The sequence below is a fragment of the Pseudomonas bohemica genome, assembly GCF_002934685.1.
Classification (GTDB): Bacteria; Pseudomonadota; Gammaproteobacteria; order Pseudomonadales; family Pseudomonadaceae; genus Aquipseudomonas; species Aquipseudomonas bohemica.
Map to the genome: position 1 here is coordinate 1 of NZ_NKHL01000097.1, position 18,600 is coordinate 18,600.

General features: G+C 62.0%; 20 protein-coding genes. 2 read left to right on the forward strand and 18 right to left on the reverse strand.

Annotation, left to right across the window (positions count from 1 at the left end):
• Positions 1 to 524: 524 nt before the first annotated feature.
• The 10 genes from CE491_RS08440 to ccmA form a co-directional block, all read right to left on the reverse strand.
• Positions 525 to 950 carry a hypothetical protein gene (locus tag CE491_RS08440; protein WP_110947898.1) on the reverse strand — a complete coding sequence of 142 codons (426 nt, stop codon included), beginning with the start codon at positions 948 to 950 and terminating at the stop codon, positions 525 to 527.
• A gap of 35 nt (positions 951 to 985) precedes the next feature.
• Positions 986 to 2,191: a c-type cytochrome biogenesis protein CcmI gene (gene ccmI, locus CE491_RS08445; protein WP_110947899.1), complete on the reverse strand. Its 1,206-nt coding sequence runs from the start codon at positions 2,189 to 2,191 to the stop codon at positions 986 to 988.
• Entirely contained in the window at positions 2,188 to 2,658 is a 471-nt protein-coding gene (locus tag CE491_RS08450; RefSeq protein ID WP_110947900.1) for a cytochrome c-type biogenesis protein, read from the reverse strand. Before CE491_RS08450 ends, ccmI begins: the two co-directional genes overlap by 4 nt.
• Positions 2,655 to 3,191, reverse strand: coding sequence for a DsbE family thiol:disulfide interchange protein (locus CE491_RS08455; protein ID WP_110947901.1), 537 nt, complete (start codon positions 3,189 to 3,191; stop codon positions 2,655 to 2,657). The genes CE491_RS08450 and CE491_RS08455 overlap by 4 nt, the downstream gene beginning before the upstream one ends.
• Positions 3,188 to 5,161 carry a heme lyase CcmF/NrfE family subunit gene (locus CE491_RS08460; protein ID WP_110947902.1) on the reverse strand — a complete coding sequence of 658 codons (1,974 nt, stop codon included), beginning with the start codon at positions 5,159 to 5,161 and terminating at the stop codon, positions 3,188 to 3,190. The genes CE491_RS08455 and CE491_RS08460 overlap by 4 nt, the downstream gene beginning before the upstream one ends.
• Positions 5,162 to 5,164: 3 nt before the next feature.
• Positions 5,165 to 5,647, reverse strand: a complete 483-nt coding sequence (gene ccmE / locus CE491_RS08465) for a cytochrome c maturation protein CcmE (RefSeq protein ID WP_110947903.1) — start codon at positions 5,645 to 5,647, stop codon at positions 5,165 to 5,167.
• Positions 5,644 to 5,820, reverse strand: a complete 177-nt coding sequence (ccmD, locus tag CE491_RS08470) for a heme exporter protein CcmD (RefSeq protein ID WP_110947904.1) — start codon at positions 5,818 to 5,820, stop codon at positions 5,644 to 5,646. Before ccmD ends, ccmE begins: the two co-directional genes overlap by 4 nt.
• Positions 5,817 to 6,635 carry a heme ABC transporter permease gene (locus tag CE491_RS08475; RefSeq protein ID WP_199885034.1) on the reverse strand — a complete coding sequence of 273 codons (819 nt, stop codon included), beginning with the start codon at positions 6,633 to 6,635 and terminating at the stop codon, positions 5,817 to 5,819. Before CE491_RS08475 ends, ccmD begins: the two co-directional genes overlap by 4 nt.
• A gap of 135 nt (positions 6,636 to 6,770) precedes the next feature.
• Positions 6,771 to 7,442 carry a heme exporter protein CcmB gene (gene ccmB / locus CE491_RS08480; RefSeq protein WP_110947905.1) on the reverse strand — a complete coding sequence of 224 codons (672 nt, stop codon included), beginning with the start codon at positions 7,440 to 7,442 and terminating at the stop codon, positions 6,771 to 6,773.
• Positions 7,439 to 8,074: a cytochrome c biogenesis heme-transporting ATPase CcmA gene (gene ccmA / locus CE491_RS08485; RefSeq protein ID WP_110947906.1), complete on the reverse strand. Its 636-nt coding sequence runs from the start codon at positions 8,072 to 8,074 to the stop codon at positions 7,439 to 7,441. Before ccmA ends, ccmB begins: the two co-directional genes overlap by 4 nt.
• A gap of 214 nt (positions 8,075 to 8,288) precedes the next feature.
• Between ccmA and fliK the strand changes: the two genes are divergently transcribed.
• Together fliK and CE491_RS08495 are read left to right on the forward strand one after the other, a co-directional pair.
• Positions 8,289 to 9,914: a flagellar hook-length control protein FliK gene (gene fliK / locus CE491_RS08490; protein WP_110947907.1), complete on the forward strand. Its 1,626-nt coding sequence runs from the start codon at positions 8,289 to 8,291 to the stop codon at positions 9,912 to 9,914.
• Positions 9,914 to 10,234: an EscU/YscU/HrcU family type III secretion system export apparatus switch protein gene (locus CE491_RS08495; protein WP_110947908.1), complete on the forward strand. Its 321-nt coding sequence runs from the start codon at positions 9,914 to 9,916 to the stop codon at positions 10,232 to 10,234. The genes fliK and CE491_RS08495 overlap by 1 nt, the downstream gene beginning before the upstream one ends.
• Before the next feature lie 239 nt (positions 10,235 to 10,473).
• Here CE491_RS08495 and CE491_RS08500 read toward each other — a convergent pair whose 3' ends face one another.
• The 8 genes from CE491_RS08500 to CE491_RS08535 all read right to left on the reverse strand — a co-directional run bounded on the left by CE491_RS08500 (position 10,474) and on the right by CE491_RS08535 (position 18,540).
• Complete coding sequence (locus tag CE491_RS08500) at positions 10,474 to 10,869, reverse strand: DUF2802 domain-containing protein (protein ID WP_110947909.1); 396 nt, start codon at positions 10,867 to 10,869, stop codon at positions 10,474 to 10,476.
• On the reverse strand, positions 10,870 to 11,349 hold the full coding sequence (locus tag CE491_RS08505) for a chemotaxis protein CheW (protein WP_062385949.1): 480 nt from the start codon (positions 11,347 to 11,349) through the stop codon (positions 10,870 to 10,872).
• A gap of 71 nt (positions 11,350 to 11,420) precedes the next feature.
• Positions 11,421 to 12,296, reverse strand: coding sequence for a CheW domain-containing protein (locus tag CE491_RS08510; RefSeq protein ID WP_110947910.1), 876 nt, complete (start codon positions 12,294 to 12,296; stop codon positions 11,421 to 11,423).
• Between the two features lie 114 nt (positions 12,297 to 12,410).
• Positions 12,411 to 13,199: a ParA family protein gene (locus tag CE491_RS08515; protein WP_110947911.1), complete on the reverse strand. Its 789-nt coding sequence runs from the start codon at positions 13,197 to 13,199 to the stop codon at positions 12,411 to 12,413.
• A gap of 45 nt (positions 13,200 to 13,244) precedes the next feature.
• Complete coding sequence (gene motD, locus CE491_RS08520) at positions 13,245 to 14,126, reverse strand: flagellar motor protein MotD (protein WP_110947912.1); 882 nt, start codon at positions 14,124 to 14,126, stop codon at positions 13,245 to 13,247.
• Positions 14,127 to 14,133: 7 nt separating this feature from the next.
• A complete protein-coding gene (locus CE491_RS08525; RefSeq protein WP_110947913.1) occupies positions 14,134 to 14,874 on the reverse strand; it encodes a flagellar motor protein in 741 nt (246 codons plus the stop codon).
• On the reverse strand, positions 14,874 to 16,016 hold the full coding sequence (locus CE491_RS08530; RefSeq protein WP_110947914.1) for a protein-glutamate methylesterase/protein-glutamine glutaminase: 1,143 nt from the start codon (positions 16,014 to 16,016) through the stop codon (positions 14,874 to 14,876). Before CE491_RS08530 ends, CE491_RS08525 begins: the two co-directional genes overlap by 1 nt.
• 196 nt (positions 16,017 to 16,212) lie before the next feature.
• Positions 16,213 to 18,540: a chemotaxis protein CheA gene (locus CE491_RS08535; protein WP_110947915.1), complete on the reverse strand. Its 2,328-nt coding sequence runs from the start codon at positions 18,538 to 18,540 to the stop codon at positions 16,213 to 16,215.
• Between the last annotated feature and the right edge of the window lie 60 nt (positions 18,541 to 18,600).

The window sequence follows — 18,600 nt, forward strand, 5'->3', positions numbered from 1 at the left end:
GTCTGACCCACCGCTTTCGCTGCCGTCGTAACCTCCGACGTCTCCTACAGGGATCGACAATGCGCAGCTGATGCTGAACCTGTAGGAGCTTCTGGATCTGTGCGACAGTGGCGAATGCGCTGTGTCAGGCACCTTCCAATGTCTGACCCACCGCTTTCGCTGCCGTCGTAACCTCCGACGTCTCCTACAGGGATCGACAATGCGCAGCTGATGCTGAACCGTGGGAGCTTCTGGAGCTGTGCGACAGTGGCGAATGCGCTGTGTCAGGCACCTTCCAATGTCTGGCCCACCGCTTTCGCTGCCGTCGTAACCTCCGACGTCTCCTACAGGGATCGACGATGCGCAGCTGATACTGAACCGTGGGAGCTTCTGGAGCTGTGCGACAGTGGCGAATGCGCTGTGTCAGGCACCTTCCAATGTCTGACCCACCGCTTTCGCTGGCGTCGTAACCCGCGGCGCCTCCCACAGGGTTCTGTGGGGTGCGTCAACCTTACTGTGCGTACCTGCCCGCAATCAGACCAGCCTTAATTCCCGAACTGCCGACTCAAGCCCGGCGGAACGCCGCTGGAATCGGTATCCTGCCACGGTCCGGCTGGCGAGGTGGCCCAGCTCCAGCCGTTATTCCAGCGGTAATAGGTACGCTGGCGGTAGAAGGTGTTGGGCACGTTATCCAGCACATGCACGCCCAGTTTGGCATCCCAGTGGCTGTTGCCGCCTGGCGGCGGAGCGAAGTTGGCGGAGGTTTTCGGGACGGACGGGATCGAGGTCGACGGCGGGGTCTGTGGCGTGGTGCGAGGGGTGCCCGGCTGAGGAGTGGGCTGCGGGTTCGGAGAACTGCCCGGAATGGTTGGAATCGGCTCCGAACTTTGCGGGCCAGGATGCTGGACCGCACAGGCGGCGCTCAAGGCTACCACCACGCTCAACAAGGCAAATCGTGCGACGCGATACATAGGTCTCTCTACTGTGTCTGGGCCGCACGATCCGGCTACTGATCGGGGCTATCGATAGTCAGGGCCTGACGGGCAGTCACGTTGCTGGGCAACGGCTGGCTGCGACCGATCCACTCTCCGGAAGTGGGCTGGCCTGCGCGGGATACCCGAGCAACCAGTTGGACTTCCGGAAAGTTCGACAGTTTCAGCTGCGGCATCATTGCGTCAGCATCGGTCAACTCGACCTCCACCGGAAGGTCGGCCACGGTCACCCGCTTGACCGCCAACGGCGCGGGCGGCCCGGAGACCGCACGAGCGAAGACGAACACGGTGTCACTGGGCTGGACCTTGTCTTTCAACGCATCGGACAGGGTCACATGCACTTTCAGATGCGCACCCACAGCCGCTACCAAAGGCGTGTCCCGCAACGTTCCGCCATTCTGTACCAGCTTGTCGCTGGCCTTGGCGATGCCGCCTTCCAGCGCCGAGCGTGACGGATCGTTCGGCGGCAATACCGCCAGCAGACGCTTCCAGTAGTCCACCGCCTCCTGAAAATGCTGACTCTCGAACGCGTTGATCCCCCTGAGGCCCAGGCCGGTGACTTCGTTGGGATCGGTCTTCAGCGCTTCATCTGCAAGCCCCTGAATCTGCGGGGTCCAGGCCTTGTTACTGGCGAAATACAACGCTTGCGCCCACTGACCCAGCAGTTGCGGTTGGCGACCGGCCAGCGCAACCGCACGCTCGAACATCTGTGCCGCATCGGCGGGACGGTCCTGGGCCATGTAGGTGCGCGCCAGGAAGTAGAGGCTTTCGGCCGAATCCGGCTGCGCCTTTACAGCACGCTCCAGGCGGTTGGTCATCTGCGCCAGCGAACCTGGCGGCTGGGAGAATTCGCGGGTCAGCTCGACCTTGTCGCTGGCGCCGAAATGCAGGTAAAGCGCCAGGCCCAACGCGGGTACCAGCACCGCCACCAGCAACGGCAACGGTTTGCCCAGATGCGAAACCCGTTCGGCGGAAGAACCCTCGGTGTCCGCCAACAATTCACGGGCAGCTTCGGCGCGGCCGCTGTCCATCTGCGCGGCGGACAACATGCCCTCGGCCTGCTGCTTCTGCAGTTCTGCCAGACGCTCCTGATAGAGCGCGACATTAAGGGCGGTGCGATCTTCCTCGCTTTGTGCGCGACGACCCCGCAACAGCGGGATCAGCAGGAAACTCAGGGCCACCAGCAACAACAGGCCGGCGGCTAGCCAGAAATCGATCATTCGTGGTTTTTATCCAGCAGGTGGGCGAGGCGCTGACGCTCCTCGTCGGAAAGCACATCGGCCTCTTCGGCTCGCGGGCTTCGGCGGCGCACAACGATCACGCCAATCAGCAGCACACCGCCGAGCAGCAGACCGGCAGGGCCGAACCAGAGCAGCCAGGTGTGGGCATTCAGTTCAGGCTTGTAGCGCACGAACTCGCCATAGCGATCGACCATGAAATCGATGATCTGCTGATTGCTCTGCCCTTCGCCGAGCATGCGGTAGATCTCTTTGCGCAGGTCCGCGGCGATCGGCGCGTTGGAATCGGCGATATCCTGGTTCTGGCATTTCGGGCAGCGCAGTTCGCGGGTTAGCTGCGAGTAACGCGCGCGTTCGGCGTCGTCCCTGAAGGTGTAGGCGTCGATGGCGGCGTGCGCGATGCCTGTGCAGCTCAGCGCAAGGACGGCAGCAGCGAGCAAACGCATCATGGCTTATCCTCATCGACCAGCCCCTGATACAACCCGGCAAGCTTCTCCCGCCACACCGTCTCGTCGATGATCCCGACGTGCTTGTAGCGAATGATGCCCTTGCGGTCGATCAGGAAGGTTTCCGGCGCGCCGTAGACGCCCAGATTCAACCCCAGGCTGCCCGCTTCATCGTTGATGTTCAGCTGGTAGGGGTCGTGGAAATCCTTGAGCCACTTCAAGGCGTCAGCATTGACGTCCTTGTAGTTGACGCCGTAGATCACCACGCCCTGCTGCGCCAGCTTTGTCAGCACCGGATGCTCGACGCGGCAGGCAACGCACCAGGTGCCCCAGACGTTGACCAGCGCCGGTTTACCCAGCAGATCAGCGCGGGTCAGCGGCTTGCCGTCCTGCACCGCAGGCAAGGAAAACTCCGGAAAAGGCTTGTCGATCAATGCCGACGGCAGCTCCGACGGGTCCAGGTACAGCCCTCGGTAGAGAAACACCGCCATGCCGAGAAACAGCACCAGCGGAATCAATAACACCCAACGCTTCATACCACCGCTCCCGACAGGCCCAGTGCATCGCGCACCTTGGCTCGGACCTTGACCCGATAACGTTTGTCCAGCGCCGCGAGCAAGCCGCCCAGCGCGGTGATCAAGCCACCGAACCAGATCCAGCGCACGAACGGTTTGACGTGAACGCGCACCGCCCAGGCGCCGTTGTCCAGCGGCTCGCCCAGTGCAACGTACAGATCGCGTGAGAAGCCGCCGTCGATCCCGGCTTCGGTCATCATTGAACGTTGCACGGTGTAGAGGCGTTTTTCCGGGTACAGCACGGTGACCTGTTTGCCATCGGCGAGCACACGAATGGTGCCCTCGTCGGAGGTGAAGTTGGGGCCTTGAAGGTGCCGGGCGCCGTCGAAGACGAACGTGTAGCCGCCCAGCTCGACCGAATCGCCAGGGGCCATGCGCAAGTCCCGCTCGGCGCTGTTCTGACTCGACAACACCACGCCCAGGGCGACCACGGCGATGCCGATATGCGCCACCTGCATGCCCCAGTAACTGCGGGTCAACGAGCGCATGCCTTTGAGCAGGCCCTTGTGACGCGTCTTGTCCAGCAGATCACGCACTCCGGCCAGCAGCACCCAGGCGGCCAATAAAACGGTGGCGAGCACCGCCCAATGGAAGTCGGCCATGGCGAAACCTGCGATTACCGCCAACACCGCGCTGCCGACCAGTACCGGGGCCAGCATGCTCAGCAACCATTTGACGGGGGTGTCTTTCCAGCGCACCAGCACGCCGACAGCCATGACTGCCATCAGCAGGCCCATCAACGGCACGAACAGCGCGTTGAAATACGGCGGACCGACCGACATCTTCGCCCCGCTCAGGGCATCCAGCACCAGCGGATAAAGGGTGCCGAGCAGAATCATCGATGCAGCCACCACCAGCACCAGGTTATTGCCCAGCAGCAGGGTTTCGCGCGACCAGAGGCCAAAGCCGACGTGGCTTTTCACCACGGGGGCGCGGATGGCGAACAGGGTCAGCGAACCGCCGACCACCATCAGCAGGAACACCAGAATGAATACGCCACGGGCTGGGTCGGACGCGAACGCATGCACCGACGTCAACACGCCAGAACGGACGAGGAAAGTGCCCAGCAGGCTCAGGGAAAACGCGGCGATGGCCAGCAACACGGTCCAGCTCTTGAACACGCCGCGCTTTTCAGTGACCGCCAGCGAGTGAATCAGCGCAGTACCGACCAGCCACGGCATGAAGGACGCGTTCTCCACAGGATCCCAGAACCACCAGCCGCCCCAGCCCAGTTCGTAATAGGCCCACCATGAGCCCAGGGTGATGCCGATGCCGAGAAACGCCCAGGCGACGATGGTCCACGGCCGCGACCAGCGCGCCCAGGCAGCATCCAGACGACCGCCGAGCAACGCGGCAATGGCGAAGGCGAAGGCCACCGAAAAACCGACGTAACCCATGTACAGCATCGGCGGGTGAATGATCAGTCCGGGATCCTGCAACAACGGATTGAGGTCGCGCCCGTCCTGGGGAATCTGCGGCAGGATGCGGCTGAACGGGTTGGAGGTCAGGATCAGGAACAGCAGAAAACCAACGCTGATCATGCCCATCACTGCCAGCACACGCGCGAGCATGACCTGGGGCAACTGCCGGGAGAACACCGACACCGCGAAGGTCCAGCCGCCGAGAATCAGCGCCCAGAGCAGCAAGGAGCCTTCGTGGGCGCCCCAGACAGCGCTGAATTTGTAATACCAGGGCAACGCGCTGTTGGAGTTTTCGGCGATGTAGGTCACCGAAAAATCATCGACCATGAACGAGTACGCCAGGCAGCCGAACGCGAACAGTAGAAAGGCGAATTGGCCCCAGGCGGCAGGCTGAGCCAGGCCCATCCAGATACGGTCGCCGCGCCAGGCGCCGATCAGCGGCACGATGGCCTGCACGAGGGCGAAACACAGGGCCAGGATCATGGCCAGATGGCCGAGTTCGGGAATCATGGCTTACCCCTGTTTCGCAGGTTGGGACGCGCCGGGCGCTGACTGGATACTCTCTTTCAAGGCCCCAGTGTCCTTCAAGGCTTTGGTGACTTCCGGTGGCATGTATTTCTCGTCGTGTTTGGCCAGTACTTCATCGGCCACCACCACGCCATCGGCATTGAGCTTGCCCAGCGCGACGATGCCCTGCCCTTCGCGGAACAGGTCCGGGAGAATGCCGCGATAGGTAATGGTCACCGACTTGTTGAAATCGGTGACCACGAAGGTCACGTCCAACGAGTCGGCGGAACGTTGCAGCGAGCCTTTCTCGACCATACCGCCGGCGCGAATCCGCGTGTCATGGGGCGCTTCGCCGCTGGCGATCTGGGTCGGGGTGTAGAACAGGTTGATGTTTTCCTGCAAGGCACTGAGCGCCAGGGTTACCGCGATGCCGACCCCGGCGAGGATCGCCACGATGATCAACAGGCGCTTTTTTCGCAGCGGATTCACGTATTGCTCTCCCGGCGCAAACGGCGCGCCTCTTGTTGCAGGTAGCGCCGGCGCGCCAACAGCGGTGACGCAATGTTGATTGCCAGTACGGCCAGGCAGATGCCATAGGCGCTCCAGACAAACAGGCCATGTTTACCCATCGCCAGAAAGTCGCTGAAGGACTCGAAAATCATTGCCCGGCCCCCTTGCGCGATGTGGGTTGGCTGGAAACGTGGCCGAGGCTTTTCAAGACCTCCTCCTTGACCCAGCTGGCGCGGGACTCGCGCTTGAGCACTTCCAGGCGCATGCGCAGCAGCAACACGGCGCCGAAGAAGCAGTAGAAACCCAGCGCCGTGAACAGCAGCGGCAGCCACATTTCGGCGGGCATTGCCGGTTTCTCGGTGAGGCTGAAGGTCGCGCCCTGATGCAGGGTGCTCCACCACTGCACGGAGTATTTGATGATCGGGATGTTGACCACGCCGACGATCGCCAGCACCGCACAGGCCTTGGCAGCGCTGTCACGGTTGGTGATGGCGTTGCCCAGCGCGATCAGGCCAAAATACAGGAACAGCAGAATCAGCATGGAGGTCAGGCGCGCATCCCAGACCCACCACGAACCCCAGGTCGGCTTGCCCCAGATGGCGCCGGTGACCAGCGCCAGGGCGGTCATCCAGGCACCGATGGGCGCGGCGCATTGCAGCGCGACGTCGGCCATTTTCATCTTCCACACCAGCCCGACCACACCGCATACCGCCAGCATCACGTAGCAGGACTGCGCCAGCATTGCCGATGGCACATGGATATAGATGATGCGGAAACTGTTGCCCTGCTGGTAATCCGGCGGCGCGAAGGCCAGGCCCCAGACCACGCCGATGCCGATCAGCAACGCCGCTGCGACGCTCAACCATGGCACCAGACGGCCACTGATGCCATAGAACCACTTCGGCGATCCGAGCTTGTGGAACCAGGCCCAACTGATGCCGCTTTTAGCCTTGGCGCTTGTGTTCATCACGCTGCCTTTTCATCACTTTTTTCATCACGGTCTTGATCATTCAGGCGCTCCTTTTAGCTGAAGCGTCCTGTCGCGGATATTAAATAATGCTGGCTCGGCGCCTAAAAAGCTGTCCGATTGATCAGGTTTCGATTATTCGCCAACACTGATTTTCAAGCCAGCGGCAATTGCAAAGGGTGTCAGGGTTATAGCGAGCGCCGTCAGGCTGCCAAGCCAAAGCAGATAGCCGGTCGCTGGCATGCCCTGAAGGGCCGCTTGCAGAGCACCGCTACCCAGAATCAACACAGGGATGTAAAACGGCAGAATCAGCAATGCCAGCAGCAGACCGCCGCGCTTGAGCCCCACGGTCAATGCCGCACCCACCGCGCCGAGCAGGCTCAACACCGGTGTGCCCAGCAACAAGGACAGCAGCAACACCGGCAGACAGGCGGTTGGCAGACCGAGCATCAGCGCCAGCAAGGGTGCGAGCAAAACCAGTGCCAACCCGGAAAACGCCCAGTGTGCCACTACCTTGGCCAGTACCAGTAGGGGTAAAGGGTGCGACGAAAGCACCCACTGTTCAAGAGAGCCGTCTTCGAAGTCGCTACGGAACAACCCGTCCAGCGACAACAGCACCGACAACAGTGCCGCAACCCAGACCAGGCCGGGAGAAATCGTCCGCAGCAGTTGTGATTCCGGCCCTACGGCGAGTGGAAACAGGGCAATGACGATGGCGAAGAACACCAGCGGGTTGAGCAATTCGGCAGGACGGCGAAACAGCAGGCGGGCTTCGCGGGCAATCAACAGGGTGAACACATGACTCATACGGCCCACTGCCCCAGATCCAGTTCGCGATAACCGGCTGGCTTGCGGTGCAGCGTGTGGTGAGTGGTCAGCACCACACTGCCGCCCTGCTCACAATGCCCGGCCAAGCGTTCTTCCAACTGCGCCACGCCCTGCTTGTCGAGGGCGGTGAAGGGTTCGTCAAGCATCCACAGTCCCGGCCCCGGCAGATACAACCGGGCCAGTGCCACCCGCCGTTTTTGTCCGGCCGACAGCGTGTGGCACGGCACATCTTCGAAACCGCGCAGTCCAACCGCTTCGAGTGCCTGCCAGATGTCGTCGGCCGCGACGCTCTGGTGCAAGGCGCACAGCCACGAGAGGTTTTCGATGGGCGTGAGCAAGTCCTTGATCCCTGCCGCATGACCGATCCACAACAGGTTGCGTGCCAGTTCGCTCCGTTGCTGCGAAAGGGGTTTGCCGTCGAGCAGGACATCGCCCGCAGTGGGCTGCATCAGGCCGCTGAGCAGACGCAACAGGCTGGTCTTGCCGCTGCCGTTGGGGCCGCTTATCTGCACCATGTCACCGGCTGTCAGCCGCACGTCGAGATGCTCGAACAGCAGGCGCCAGTCACGCTCACAACTGAGCGCCACGGCTTCAAGGACAGGGATCGACATGTGGACCTTCTTTTCGGATAGCAGGTGTGCACGGCGGTTCAAGTCAGCGTCAGGCCGGCCGTTATACTGATGCAGCTTTACGGTAGCCCGCCGATGACCTCGGCGCCGGATTATACATAGATAGAAGCGCTTGCCGTTTTATCCCTGACCCGGATGCGGCAAACCCTTCAAAAAACACGGCAACCAGAGCGCAATTTTACCGAGTCCGGATCCGATGACAGGCGATATACCCAATCTTTCCTCCGTTGCAGCCGCTAAAGTCCTGTTGCGCGCGGGTGTCCCGCCGGGCGAGGTGCTCAAGCTGATGGAGCCGCGCGAAGGCCTGCTCAACTCAGGGCAAGTGGCCAATGCCGAGGTGGTCAGCCTCAAGCAGCTCGGCCAGGATTTCCAGCTGCTGCTCAAGCTGACGATGGACAATGGCCGCCAGACCACCCTCCCGGTCAGCAGCTCCCTGCCGCTGACGCCTGGCACCACGGTCAATGTCGCTCAGGATACCGCCGAGACCCTGACCATCAGCGTGCAGGACCTGCACAAAGCCATTGCCAACAGCCTGACCACCGTCGACACCCGTCAGTTACCCGCCGGTACGTTGCTGCAAGGCAAAGTGCTGACCACGCAGGTCGCCGCTCAGAACGTCGCGCAACTGGCCGGGCAAACTGCCAATGGTGCCGCGCAACCGAGCAATTACCGCTCGATCGTGCTGCTGCTCAACACCGCGCTGGCGGGCAGCAGCATGACCATCGACAGCCCGCAGCCCTTGAGAGTCGGCAGTCTGCTCAGTGCTCAGGTGCAGAACAGCCAGGCGTTGAATTTTGTCGCCATGCCTGATCGTCTCGACGAACTGGCACTGGCGCAGCAGTTGTCCACCCAGCAAAGCCGCCAGGGTTCGCTGCAAAGTCTGCTCACGGCGCTGCAGAATCTACCACCGCCCTCAAGCGACAGCGCCGACAACCTGCCGCCTTCGTTGCGCGCCAGCATTGATCAGCTGTTCGCCGACCTCCCTGATCTGCAGCAGATGACCACCGCCAAGGGTGTAGCGCAGGCGTTGAATGCCAGCGGGCTGTTCATGGAGTCGCGTTTGCTGGCGGGGCAAAACCCGACGCTGGTGCCGGACATGAAGGCCAACCTGTTGCGGGTCATCGCACAGCTGCTTCCCGGGCTGCCGGACAATGTCAGCTACAACGCCGCCGCTGCCGCCAACACCCTGGCGCGGGCGATGCCCAGCGTGATCCGAAATGCACTGGGGACTTTGGGCCTGGTCGCAGCGCCCAGCGTGCCGATCAACTTTCCATTACCGTCGCGCACCCTGGGCAACCCTGAAAGCCCGGACGATCTGGAGACGCTGTTGAAGCTGGCGGCGGGGGCGATTGCTCGCTTGCAGAGCCATCAGTTGGGCGGTCTGGAGCAGACACGCACCAATTCCGACGGCACGCAAGTGACCACCTGGCAGCTGGAAATCCCCATGCGCAACGCCCACGACGTGGTGCCGTTGCAGCTCAAACTGCAGCGCGAAGATGCCCCGGAGCGTGAGGACAACCCGGATACCGCAGCCCAGGAGATCAGGGAAAAAGAGAGGTTGTGGCGCGTGGAGCTGGCGTTCGACCTTGAACCGCTGGGGCCGTTGCAGGTTCAGGCGCAGTTGATTGCAGGCAGCCTCTCCAGCCAGATGTGGGCGCAGCGCGAAGGCGCCGCCGAATTGATCTGCGCCGAGCTGGACAACCTGCGCGCCCGGCTGGTCGCCTGTGGGTTGAATGTGAAGGAACTGGCGTGCAACCGCGGCATACCGGCCCAAGGGTCGCGTACCGTGCTGGAACAACGCTGGATCGATGAGAACGCCTGATGAGCACGCCCGACCAAAACCCGCGCCAGGCCATCGCCCTGAGCTACGACGGCCAACATGCCCCGACCCTCACCGCCAAAGGCGAAGATGCCCTGGCCGAAGCGATCCTCGCCATCGCCCGCGAGTACAAGGTGCCGATCTACGAAAACGCCGAACTGGTGACGCTGCTCGCACGCATGGAGTTGGGCGACAGCATTCCGCAGGAGCTATACCTGACCATCGCCGAGATCATCGCGTTCGCCTGGCGCCTGAAAGGCAAATTCCCGGCTGGATTCGACCCGGACCCGCAGCCGGTGGAGCGCGATATAACGCCGAAATAACATTGGCTGGATGAGCCCCTTCGAGAGTGGTGGTGAATCAGTTATAGATGAATCGACTGGGACGCCGTCTTCGCTGCCGTCGTAACCTGCGACGTCTCGCACAGGATCGCGTCAGCACTCTGGACCTGCGTTTGATTTTGATTTTGGAAACAGGTCTGCCGTTAGGCAGAACCATTTATGCCGCAGGTCGGTTATAGGAGCACGATTGCCCGCGATAACGGCGGCCAACGCCGGCGCTCTTAGTTATTCCCATGCACCTTACTCATCAGCTGCGCCTCAGCCTGCGTCAAACCACAAGACTGGGTGAGCTCATCAACACTGGCCCCCATACTCACCAGCCGCGCCGCCTGGGCAAACGACAGCGTGGAAGGATCGCGCTGCTCCAGCGCAGTAATCTTGTCCGGCAGCGGCGCGACGATGGCACGCAACTCATGCAGGTCCTCGCCCATCTTCACCGTACCGCCCTGATAGTTTTCCAGGCGCCGGGCCAGCTCACGAATGCGCTGATCACGCAGCGAGTCGGCTTCGACCTGCTGCGCAGACAGTGTGCGCTGGCGTTTGGTGTGGGCCATGAACATCGCGAGGGTCGCGACCCACAACACCGCTAAAAATATGACCGCAACCTCGAAAATCAATCAGATGTTCTCCAGCTCGGACCACTCTTCCTCGGACATCATCTTGTCCAGCTCCACGAGGATCAGCAGCTCACCATTCTTGTTGCACACGCCCTGGATAAACTTGGCGGATTCGTCGTTACCCACGTTCGGCGCGGTTTCGACTTCCGACTGACGCAGATAGACCACTTCGGCCACGCTGTCGACCAGGATCCCGACCACTTGCTTGTCGGCCTCAATGATCACGATACGCGTGTTATCGCTGACTTCAACCGGCGGAAGGCCAAAGCGCTGACGGGTGTCAATCACCGTGACGACGTTACCGCGCAGGTTGATGATGCCCAGCACATAGCTCGGCGCACCCGGCACCGGCGCGATCTCGGTGTAGCGCAGCACTTCCTGAACCTGCATCACGTTGATGCCATACGTTTCGTTGTCCAGGCGGAAGGTGACCCATTGCAGGATCGGATCTTCGGAACCCTGTGCTGACGACTTCTTCATACCCCTAACCCCTTGCGTGTTGTGCTCTGCAGACGACGCGCTCGCGCCGCCCTGTGTTTATTTGATGATGTTTATTTGAGTGCTTGCATCTGCTTGACCGCGCCGCTGGCAATCAGCTCGGCCAGTGCGGAAACGTCCAGCAAGGCACACATGTGCTCGATCACCGTCCCCGCCAGCCACGGACGTTGACCGCGATGGGTGCGCCATTTGATTTCATCGGGCGCAAGGCGCAGCGAACGGCTGACCTGATGCACCGCCAACCCCCACTCATACCCCTGAACCGAAATCACATACTGCAAGCCCTGACGAAAATCGTCGCGGTAGCGATCGGGCATGATCCAACGCGCGGTATCCAGCACCTTCAGGTTACCGGCCTGGCTGGGCAGGATCCCAAGAAACCAGTCCGGCTGACCGAACAAGGGCGTCAGGTCATGCCCAGCCAGCGGATAGATCGAGCCCAGGCAAACCAGCGGCACTGCCAGGGTCAGACCTGCCACATCGAACAACAGGCATTCGAAGGGTTCAGCGGCCCAGTCCGGCCGCGCATCCGCGGTCGGCGGCGGCGTCGGTGTGCGTTGCGCTGGCAAATGCACGTCGGCGACCGGCTCGACCACCGCCACGCCAGGCGCGGCGACGACAGGCGAGATGACCGCAGGAGCGATGACCGCCGGCAAGATGACCGGTTTCTCCAGCACCCTGGCCGCAACCGACTCGGCAACTGGTCGGCTCACCGCCTCGGCAGCTCGAATCGGCACCGCCGCCGCTACCGCATCGGCAACCGCCGAGCGCATGCGTGCGTCATGGGCCTGCTCTTCGAGCACCGCTGCTTGAAATTCATCGACGCTGTCGACGACTTCCAGCTCTTCGGTGGCGTCCTGAAGCAACGCGTCCAGATAGTTCTGCAGCGCCAGTTGTGGCCGTGTTGCGATGTCCAGAGGGCGGTTCATACGGGGGCCCGAAAATAAGTGATGCGATTACCGCCTGTCTTCTTTATCGGCCGCACCGCAGGCCGACTTGAGCGCGCAGGCGCAAGCCGTGTGAATAAACGATCAGCGGACACCTCAGGCCACCTGCCCTACAAGCTGCTCGGTGAGCATGTGTTTGAGCAGCGTGCGGTAGGCCAGCACCCCACGGCTCTTGTTGTCGAACTGCGACGGCGTCAGCCCTGCCCGACTGGCGTCCCGCAGACGTGTATCGACCGGGATGTAAGCCTTCCATACATGCTCCGGATAACTGTCACGCAACAGCTTGAGGGTGCCCATCGACGCTTGGGTGCGACGGTCGAACAGCGTCGGCACGATGGTGTACGGCAGCGGCACCTTGCGCGAGCGGTTGATCATCGCCAGCGTATTGACCATGCGCTCCAGGCCCTTGACCGCGAGAAACTCGGTCTGCACCGGAATCGCCAACTGCTGACTCGCCGCCAGCGCATTGACCATCAACACCCCCAGCAACGGCGGGCTGTCGATGATCGCATAGTCGAAATCCTGCCACAGCTGCGCAAGGCTTTTGGCGATCACCAGGCCCAAACCGCTCTGCCCCGGCGACTGACGCTCAAGAGTGGCCAGCGCCGTACTCGAAGGCAGCAGGGAAATGCGTTTGTCGCTGGTCGGCAAGAGCAACTGACCGGGCAGGCCATCCGGCACTACGCCCTTGTTCAGGAACAGGTCGAAACAGCTGTGCTCCAGCATGTCGGGGTCATGCCCGAAATAGCTGGTCATCGAGCCGTGGGGATCCAGGTCGACCACGACCACGCGCTTGCCCGCCTCGGCCAGCAAACCGGCTAAAGCGATTGAGGTGGTGGTCTTGCCGACCCCGCCTTTCTGATTGGCTACTGCCCAAACTCTCATGTGTTCGCGTTCCCCCCAGCCATCACAACCATGACCGAGACCGATTTAAGGGGCAGATGACGAAGATTTGACGCCCTGCGGCGGTTTGGCTGGGACAGGTGCAGTTTGTGTGCCAGCACGACGCAGCGCCGCATCGGGTTTTGCACTGGCTGCGGTGCCGGAGCCGGTGAGGCTGCGACGCACGTCCAGATTGCGCGAGATCACCAGCACCACACGGCGATTGCGCGCGCGGCCATCGGCGGTGGCATTGGAGGTCAGCGGCTGGAACTCGCCGTAGCCGACGGAGGCCAGCCGCGCCGGGTTGATCCCGTCCATGGCCAGCATGCGCACGATGCTCGAAGAGCGTGCCGAGGACAGCTCCCAGTTACTCGGAAACTGCGCCGTGTTGATCGGCTGATCATCGGTGAAGCCTTCGACGTGAACCGGGTTGTCGAATGGCTTGATGATTTTCGCCACCTTGTCGATCAGGTCGAATGCCAGGTTGCTGGGCATGGCGTCACCGCTGCCGAACAGCAGGCTGGAATTGAGTTCGATCTCGATCCACAACTCGTTGCCGCGCACGGTCATCTGCTTCGAAGCGATCAAGTCGCCGAAGGCGGCGTTGACGTCGTCGGCAATCGACTTGAGCGGGTCCTGCACGGCCTGCCCCAGCGCGGCGTCGGTCTGCTCGCTGTCCTGCACCAGCGGATCGGCAGGACGTACGGTTTGAGGTTTCTGCTCGCCAATCGGGATCGGTTTGACGCTGCGTTCGGCTTCGTTGAAAACCCCCACCAGCGCTTCGGAGAGCACCTTGTATTTGCCTTCGTTAAGCGACGAAATCGAATACATGACCACGAAAAACGCGAACAGCAAGGTGATGAAGTCTGCGTACGACACCAGCCAGCGCTCGTGATTTTCGTGTTCTTCGTGGCGACGTCGACGGGCCATCAGCGCATCACTCCATGAAGCCTTGCAGCTTCAGTTCGATCGAGCGCGGGTTCTCGCCCTCGGCAATCGACAGCAGACCTTCGAGCAGCATTTCGCGGTAGTGCGATTGACGGATGACAACAGCCTTGAGCTTGTTGGCCACCGGCAGCAGGATCAGGTTGGCCGAGGCGACGCCGTAGATGGTCGCAACGAATGCCACGGCAATGCCGCTGCCCAGCTGATTGGGGTCGGCCAGGTTGCCCATCACATGAATCAGGCCCATGACCGCACCGATGATGCCCACGGTCGGCGCGTAACCGCCCATGCTTTCGAAGACCTTGGCGGCCTGGATATCGCGACTTTCCTGAGTCATGAAATCCACTTCCAGAATCCCGCGAATGGCCTCGGGCTCGACGCCGTCGACCAGCAGTTGCAAGCCCTTGCGCGAGTAAGCGTCAGGCTCGGAATCGGCAACGGTTTCCAGACCCAGCAGGCCTTCCTTGCGCGCGGTCAGACTCCACGACACCACACGATCGATGCCCCCCGCCAGGTCGACGCGCGGCGGGAACAGAATCCAGATGAAGATCTGAATCGCACGCTTGAACGCGCTCATCGGCGTCTGCAACAGACAGGCCGCGAGGGTGCCGCCGAGCACGATCAGCGCCGCCGGGCCATTGAGCAAGGCACCCAGGTGGCCGCCTTCGAGAAAGTTGCCGCCGATGATGGCGACGAACGCGAGGATGATCCCGATAAGCGTCAAGACATCCATCAGAGACAAGCCTCGACCAGATGGCGCCCGATATCGTCCAGGCTGTACACAGCGTCGGCCAGATCGGCTTTGACGATGGCCATCGGCATGCCGTAGATCACGCAGCTGGCCTCGTCCTGCGCCCAGATGTGGCTGCCGCCCTGTTTGAGCAGGCGCGCGCCTTCACGGCCGTCCGCGCCCATGCCGGTCAGCACCACGGCCAGTACCTTGTCGCCGTAGGATTTGGCCGCCGAACCGAAAGTGATGTCGACACATGGCTTGTAGTTCAGACGCTCGTCGCCGGGCAAAATTTTCACCGCGCCGCGACCGTCGACCATCATCTGCTTGCCGCCAGGTGCCAGCAGCGCCAGACCCGGACGCAGGATGTCGCCATCCTCGGCTTCCTTGACGCTGATGCGGCACAACTTGTCCAGGCGCTCGGCAAAAGCCTTGGTGAACGCCGCGGGCATGTGCTGAATCAGCACGATGGGGGCCGGGAAGTTGGCCGGCAACTGGGTCAGGACCCGCTGCAGCGCCACTGGGCCGCCGGTCGAGGTGCCGATGGCCACCAGCTTGTAGGCCTTGCGCTTGGGTGCAGGCGAAGCCGGCGCATGGGGGGCGCTTGGGCGTGCAGGTGCCGGTGCAACAGCAGGTCGCGCGGCAGCTGTGGTCGGCGCAGGACCGCGCAGCGAAGCGGTTGACGGCGCGGCAGGCGCGGGAGCCGGAGCCACCGGAGCACTGCTGCTGTAGCCGCTGAAACGGCGATTACTGCGCGAAATGGTATGCACCTTCTCGCACAGCATCTGCTTGACCTTCTCGGGGTTGCGCGAGATGTCTTCGAAGTTTTTCGGCAGGTAATCGACCGCACCGGCATCCAGCGCATCCAGGGTCACCCGGGCGCCTTCGTGGGTCAGTGAGGAGAACATCAGAACCGGGGTCGGACAACGCTGCATGATGTGTCGGACGGCGGTAATGCCATCCATCATCGGCATCTCGTAGTCCATGGTAATCACGTCAGGCTTGAGGGCCAGCGCCTGCTCGATCGCTTCCTTGCCGTTGGTGGCGGTGCCGACCACTTGAATCGTTGTGTCAGAGGAAAGAATTTCCGAGACGCGCCGGCGGAAAAAGCCGGAATCGTCTACCACCAGAACCTTGACGGCCATAAATACTCCATTAGGAAAGCCGGCCAGCATTGCCGCACACCTTCCATCGAACATTCGACAAATCGATCACTCGACCTGCGACTAACCCCCGTGGGAGTGAGGTCGCTCACGAAAGCCTGGCTACAGACGCTACATCTCTAGCGGCCCAGACTTCTCATTCGTGAGCAAGCTCATTCCACAGGGGGTAAAACCGGCGTTAAATACGCCGCGCGGCGTACCGCTTAAGCATGCTCGGGACGTCGAGAATCAGTGCGATGCGGCCGTCACCGGTGATGGTGGCGCCGGACATGCCTGGCGTACCCTGCAACATCTTGCCCAGCGGTTTGATGACCACTTCTTCCTGCCCCACCAATTGATCGACGACGAAGCCGATGCGCTGGGTGCCGACCGACAGGATTACCACATGGCCTTCGCGCTGTTCTTCGTGAGCGGCAGAGCTGACCAGCCAGCGCTTGAGGTAGAACAGTGGCAGCGCCTTGTCACGCACGATGACCACTTCCTGACCGTCGACGACGTTGGTGGTCGACAGGTCCAGGTGGAAGATCTCGTTGACGTTGACCAGCGGGAAGGCAAACGCCTGGTTGCCCAGCATCACCATCAGGGTCGGCATGATCGCCAGGGTCAACGGCACCTTGATGACGATCTTCGAGCCCTGGCCCTTGGTGGAGTAGATGTTGATCGAGCCGTTGAGCTGGGCGATCTTGGTTTTCACCACGTCCATGCCCACACCGCGACCGGACACGTCGGATATCTCGGTCTTGGTCGAGAAGCCCGGCGCGAAGATCAGGTTGTAGCAATCGGTGTCGCTCAGACGATCGGCCGCATCCTTATCCATGACCCCGCGCTTGACCGCGATTGCGCGCAGTACCGCCGGGTCCATGCCTTTGCCGTCATCGGAAATCGACAGCAGGATGTGATCGCCTTCCTGCTCTGCCGAGAGCACTACGCGGCCGCCTCGGGACTTGCCCGATGCTTCACGCTCTTCGGGCGATTCGATGCCGTGGTCTACGGCATTGCGCACCAAGTGCACCAGCGGGTCGGCCAGGGCCTCGACCAGGTTCTTGTCCAGATCGGTTTCTTCACCCACCAGTTCAAGGTTGATTTCTTTTTTCAGCTGACGCGCCAGATCGCGAACCAGGCGCGGGAAGCGCCCGAAGACTTTCTTGATCGGCTGCATGCGCGTCTTCATCACCGCGGTCTGCAGGTCAGCGGTGACCACGTCCAGGTTGGACACGGCCTTGGACATGGCTTCATCGGCGCTGTTGGCACCCAGGCGCACCAGACGGTTACGCACCAGCACCAGTTCGCCGACCATGTTCATGATCTCGTCCAGCCGCGCGGTGTCGACGCGCACAGTGGTTTCAGCTTCGGTATGGACCTTGTCGCCCGCCGCGGGTGACGTAGCGGCTCTTGCAGGTGCTGGCGCGGTGGCAGCCGCTGCTTTTGCGGGTGCAGGCGCGGTGGCAGCTGCAGCAGCGGCAGCCGGTTTCGCGGCCTCGTTTTTTGCAGGCTCCACCTTGGCAGGCTCGGCTTTCCTGGCCGACGCAGGAGCGGCCACAGCAGCAGCCGCTACGCCGGGTTCGAACTTGCCCTTGCCATGCAGTTGATCAAGCAGTGCTTCGAATTCGTTATCGGTGATTTCATCCGACGCCGGTGCTTTCGCGTCGGCGGCCGGCTCTGCATTGACAGGTGCAGCAGCGACGGGTGCGGCAGCGGCTGGCGCTACGGCGGCATCTGGCGAGAACGAGCCTTTGCCGTGCAGCTGATCGAGCAACGCTTCGAACTCGTCATCGGTGATTTCATCGCTGGCAGGCGCGGCCGTCGCGGCCGTCGCGGCGGCCGGTGCAGCAGCGGCTGGCGGCGCGACTGCATCGACGGCGAACTGGCCCTTGCCGTGCAGTTGATCGAGCAACGATTCGAATTCGGCGTCCGTGATTTCGTCGCTGGCCGCTTGCGCAGCGGGAGCAGCAGGCGTCGAGACAGGTGCAGCCAGGGCAGCCCCCGCCGCTTCAGCCTTGACCGCATTGAGCGAGTCCAGCAGTTGTTCGAATTCCTGGTCAGTAATGTCCTCGGACGCAGCTTCGGCAACCTCCTCCACCACCGGCGCAGGCTCGGCGGCCACTTCGTCAGCAGACGCAGGTTCTGCCAGACGCGACAGGGCTGCGAGCAGCTCAGGGGTGGCGGGCGTGACATCCGAACGCTCACGGACCTGACCGAACATGCTGTTGACGGTGTCCAGAGCTTCGAGCACGACATCCATGAGTTCCGCGTCGACCCGCCGCTCACCTTTGCGCAGGATGTCGAACACGTTTTCGGCGATGTGGCAGCATTCGACCAGCTCGTTGAGCTGGAGGAAGCCGGCGCCCCCTTTTACAGTGTGAAAACCGCGAAAAATTGCATTGAGCAGATCCGCATCATCCGGCCGGCTTTCCAGCTCGACCAACTGCTCGGACAACTGCTCCAGAATCTCGCCGGCCTCTACCAGAAAATCCTGAAGGATTTCTTCATCGGCGCCGAAGCTCATTGGGGGGTGCTCCTAAATTTAACCGTCAAACCGATCCAGGGGCTGCGTTGTCGGCCTGCG

What these genes read in the sequence shown, in the direction of transcription:
- CE491_RS08495 (WP_110947908.1), top strand. Translation starts at nt 9,914, where the DNA reads ATGAGCACGCCCGACCAAAACCCGCGCCAGGCCATCGCCCTGAGCTAC.
- CE491_RS08515 (WP_110947911.1), bottom strand. Translation starts at nt 13,199, where the DNA reads ATGAGAGTTTGGGCAGTAGCCAATCAGAAAGGCGGGGTCGGCAAGACC.
- CE491_RS08475 (WP_199885034.1), bottom strand. Translation starts at nt 6,635, where the DNA reads ATGAACACAAGCGCCAAGGCTAAAAGCGGCATCAGTTGGGCCTGGTTC.
- CE491_RS08505 (WP_062385949.1), bottom strand. Translation starts at nt 11,349, where the DNA reads ATGAAGAAGTCGTCAGCACAGGGTTCCGAAGATCCGATCCTGCAATGG.
- ccmB (WP_110947905.1), bottom strand. Translation starts at nt 7,442, where the DNA reads ATGAGTCATGTGTTCACCCTGTTGATTGCCCGCGAAGCCCGCCTGCTG.
- CE491_RS08455 (WP_110947901.1), bottom strand. Translation starts at nt 3,191, where the DNA reads ATGAAGCGTTGGGTGTTATTGATTCCGCTGGTGCTGTTTCTCGGCATG.
- ccmI (WP_110947899.1), bottom strand. Translation starts at nt 2,191, where the DNA reads ATGATCGATTTCTGGCTAGCCGCCGGCCTGTTGTTGCTGGTGGCCCTG.
- ccmA (WP_110947906.1), bottom strand. Translation starts at nt 8,074, where the DNA reads ATGTCGATCCCTGTCCTTGAAGCCGTGGCGCTCAGTTGTGAGCGTGAC.
- CE491_RS08525 (WP_110947913.1), bottom strand. Translation starts at nt 14,874, where the DNA reads ATGGATGTCTTGACGCTTATCGGGATCATCCTCGCGTTCGTCGCCATC.
- CE491_RS08450 (WP_110947900.1), bottom strand. Translation starts at nt 2,658, where the DNA reads ATGATGCGTTTGCTCGCTGCTGCCGTCCTTGCGCTGAGCTGCACAGGC.
- motD (WP_110947912.1), bottom strand. Translation starts at nt 14,126, where the DNA reads ATGGCCCGTCGACGTCGCCACGAAGAACACGAAAATCACGAGCGCTGG.
- CE491_RS08460 (WP_110947902.1), bottom strand. Translation starts at nt 5,161, where the DNA reads ATGATTCCCGAACTCGGCCATCTGGCCATGATCCTGGCCCTGTGTTTC.
- ccmD (WP_110947904.1), bottom strand. Translation starts at nt 5,820, where the DNA reads ATGATTTTCGAGTCCTTCAGCGACTTTCTGGCGATGGGTAAACATGGC.
- CE491_RS08535 (WP_110947915.1), bottom strand. Translation starts at nt 18,540, where the DNA reads ATGAGCTTCGGCGCCGATGAAGAAATCCTTCAGGATTTTCTGGTAGAG.
- CE491_RS08530 (WP_110947914.1), bottom strand. Translation starts at nt 16,016, where the DNA reads ATGGCCGTCAAGGTTCTGGTGGTAGACGATTCCGGCTTTTTCCGCCGG.
- CE491_RS08510 (WP_110947910.1), bottom strand. Translation starts at nt 12,296, where the DNA reads ATGAACCGCCCTCTGGACATCGCAACACGGCCACAACTGGCGCTGCAG.
- fliK (WP_110947907.1), top strand. Translation starts at nt 8,289, where the DNA reads ATGACAGGCGATATACCCAATCTTTCCTCCGTTGCAGCCGCTAAAGTC.
- CE491_RS08440 (WP_110947898.1), bottom strand. Translation starts at nt 950, where the DNA reads ATGTATCGCGTCGCACGATTTGCCTTGTTGAGCGTGGTGGTAGCCTTG.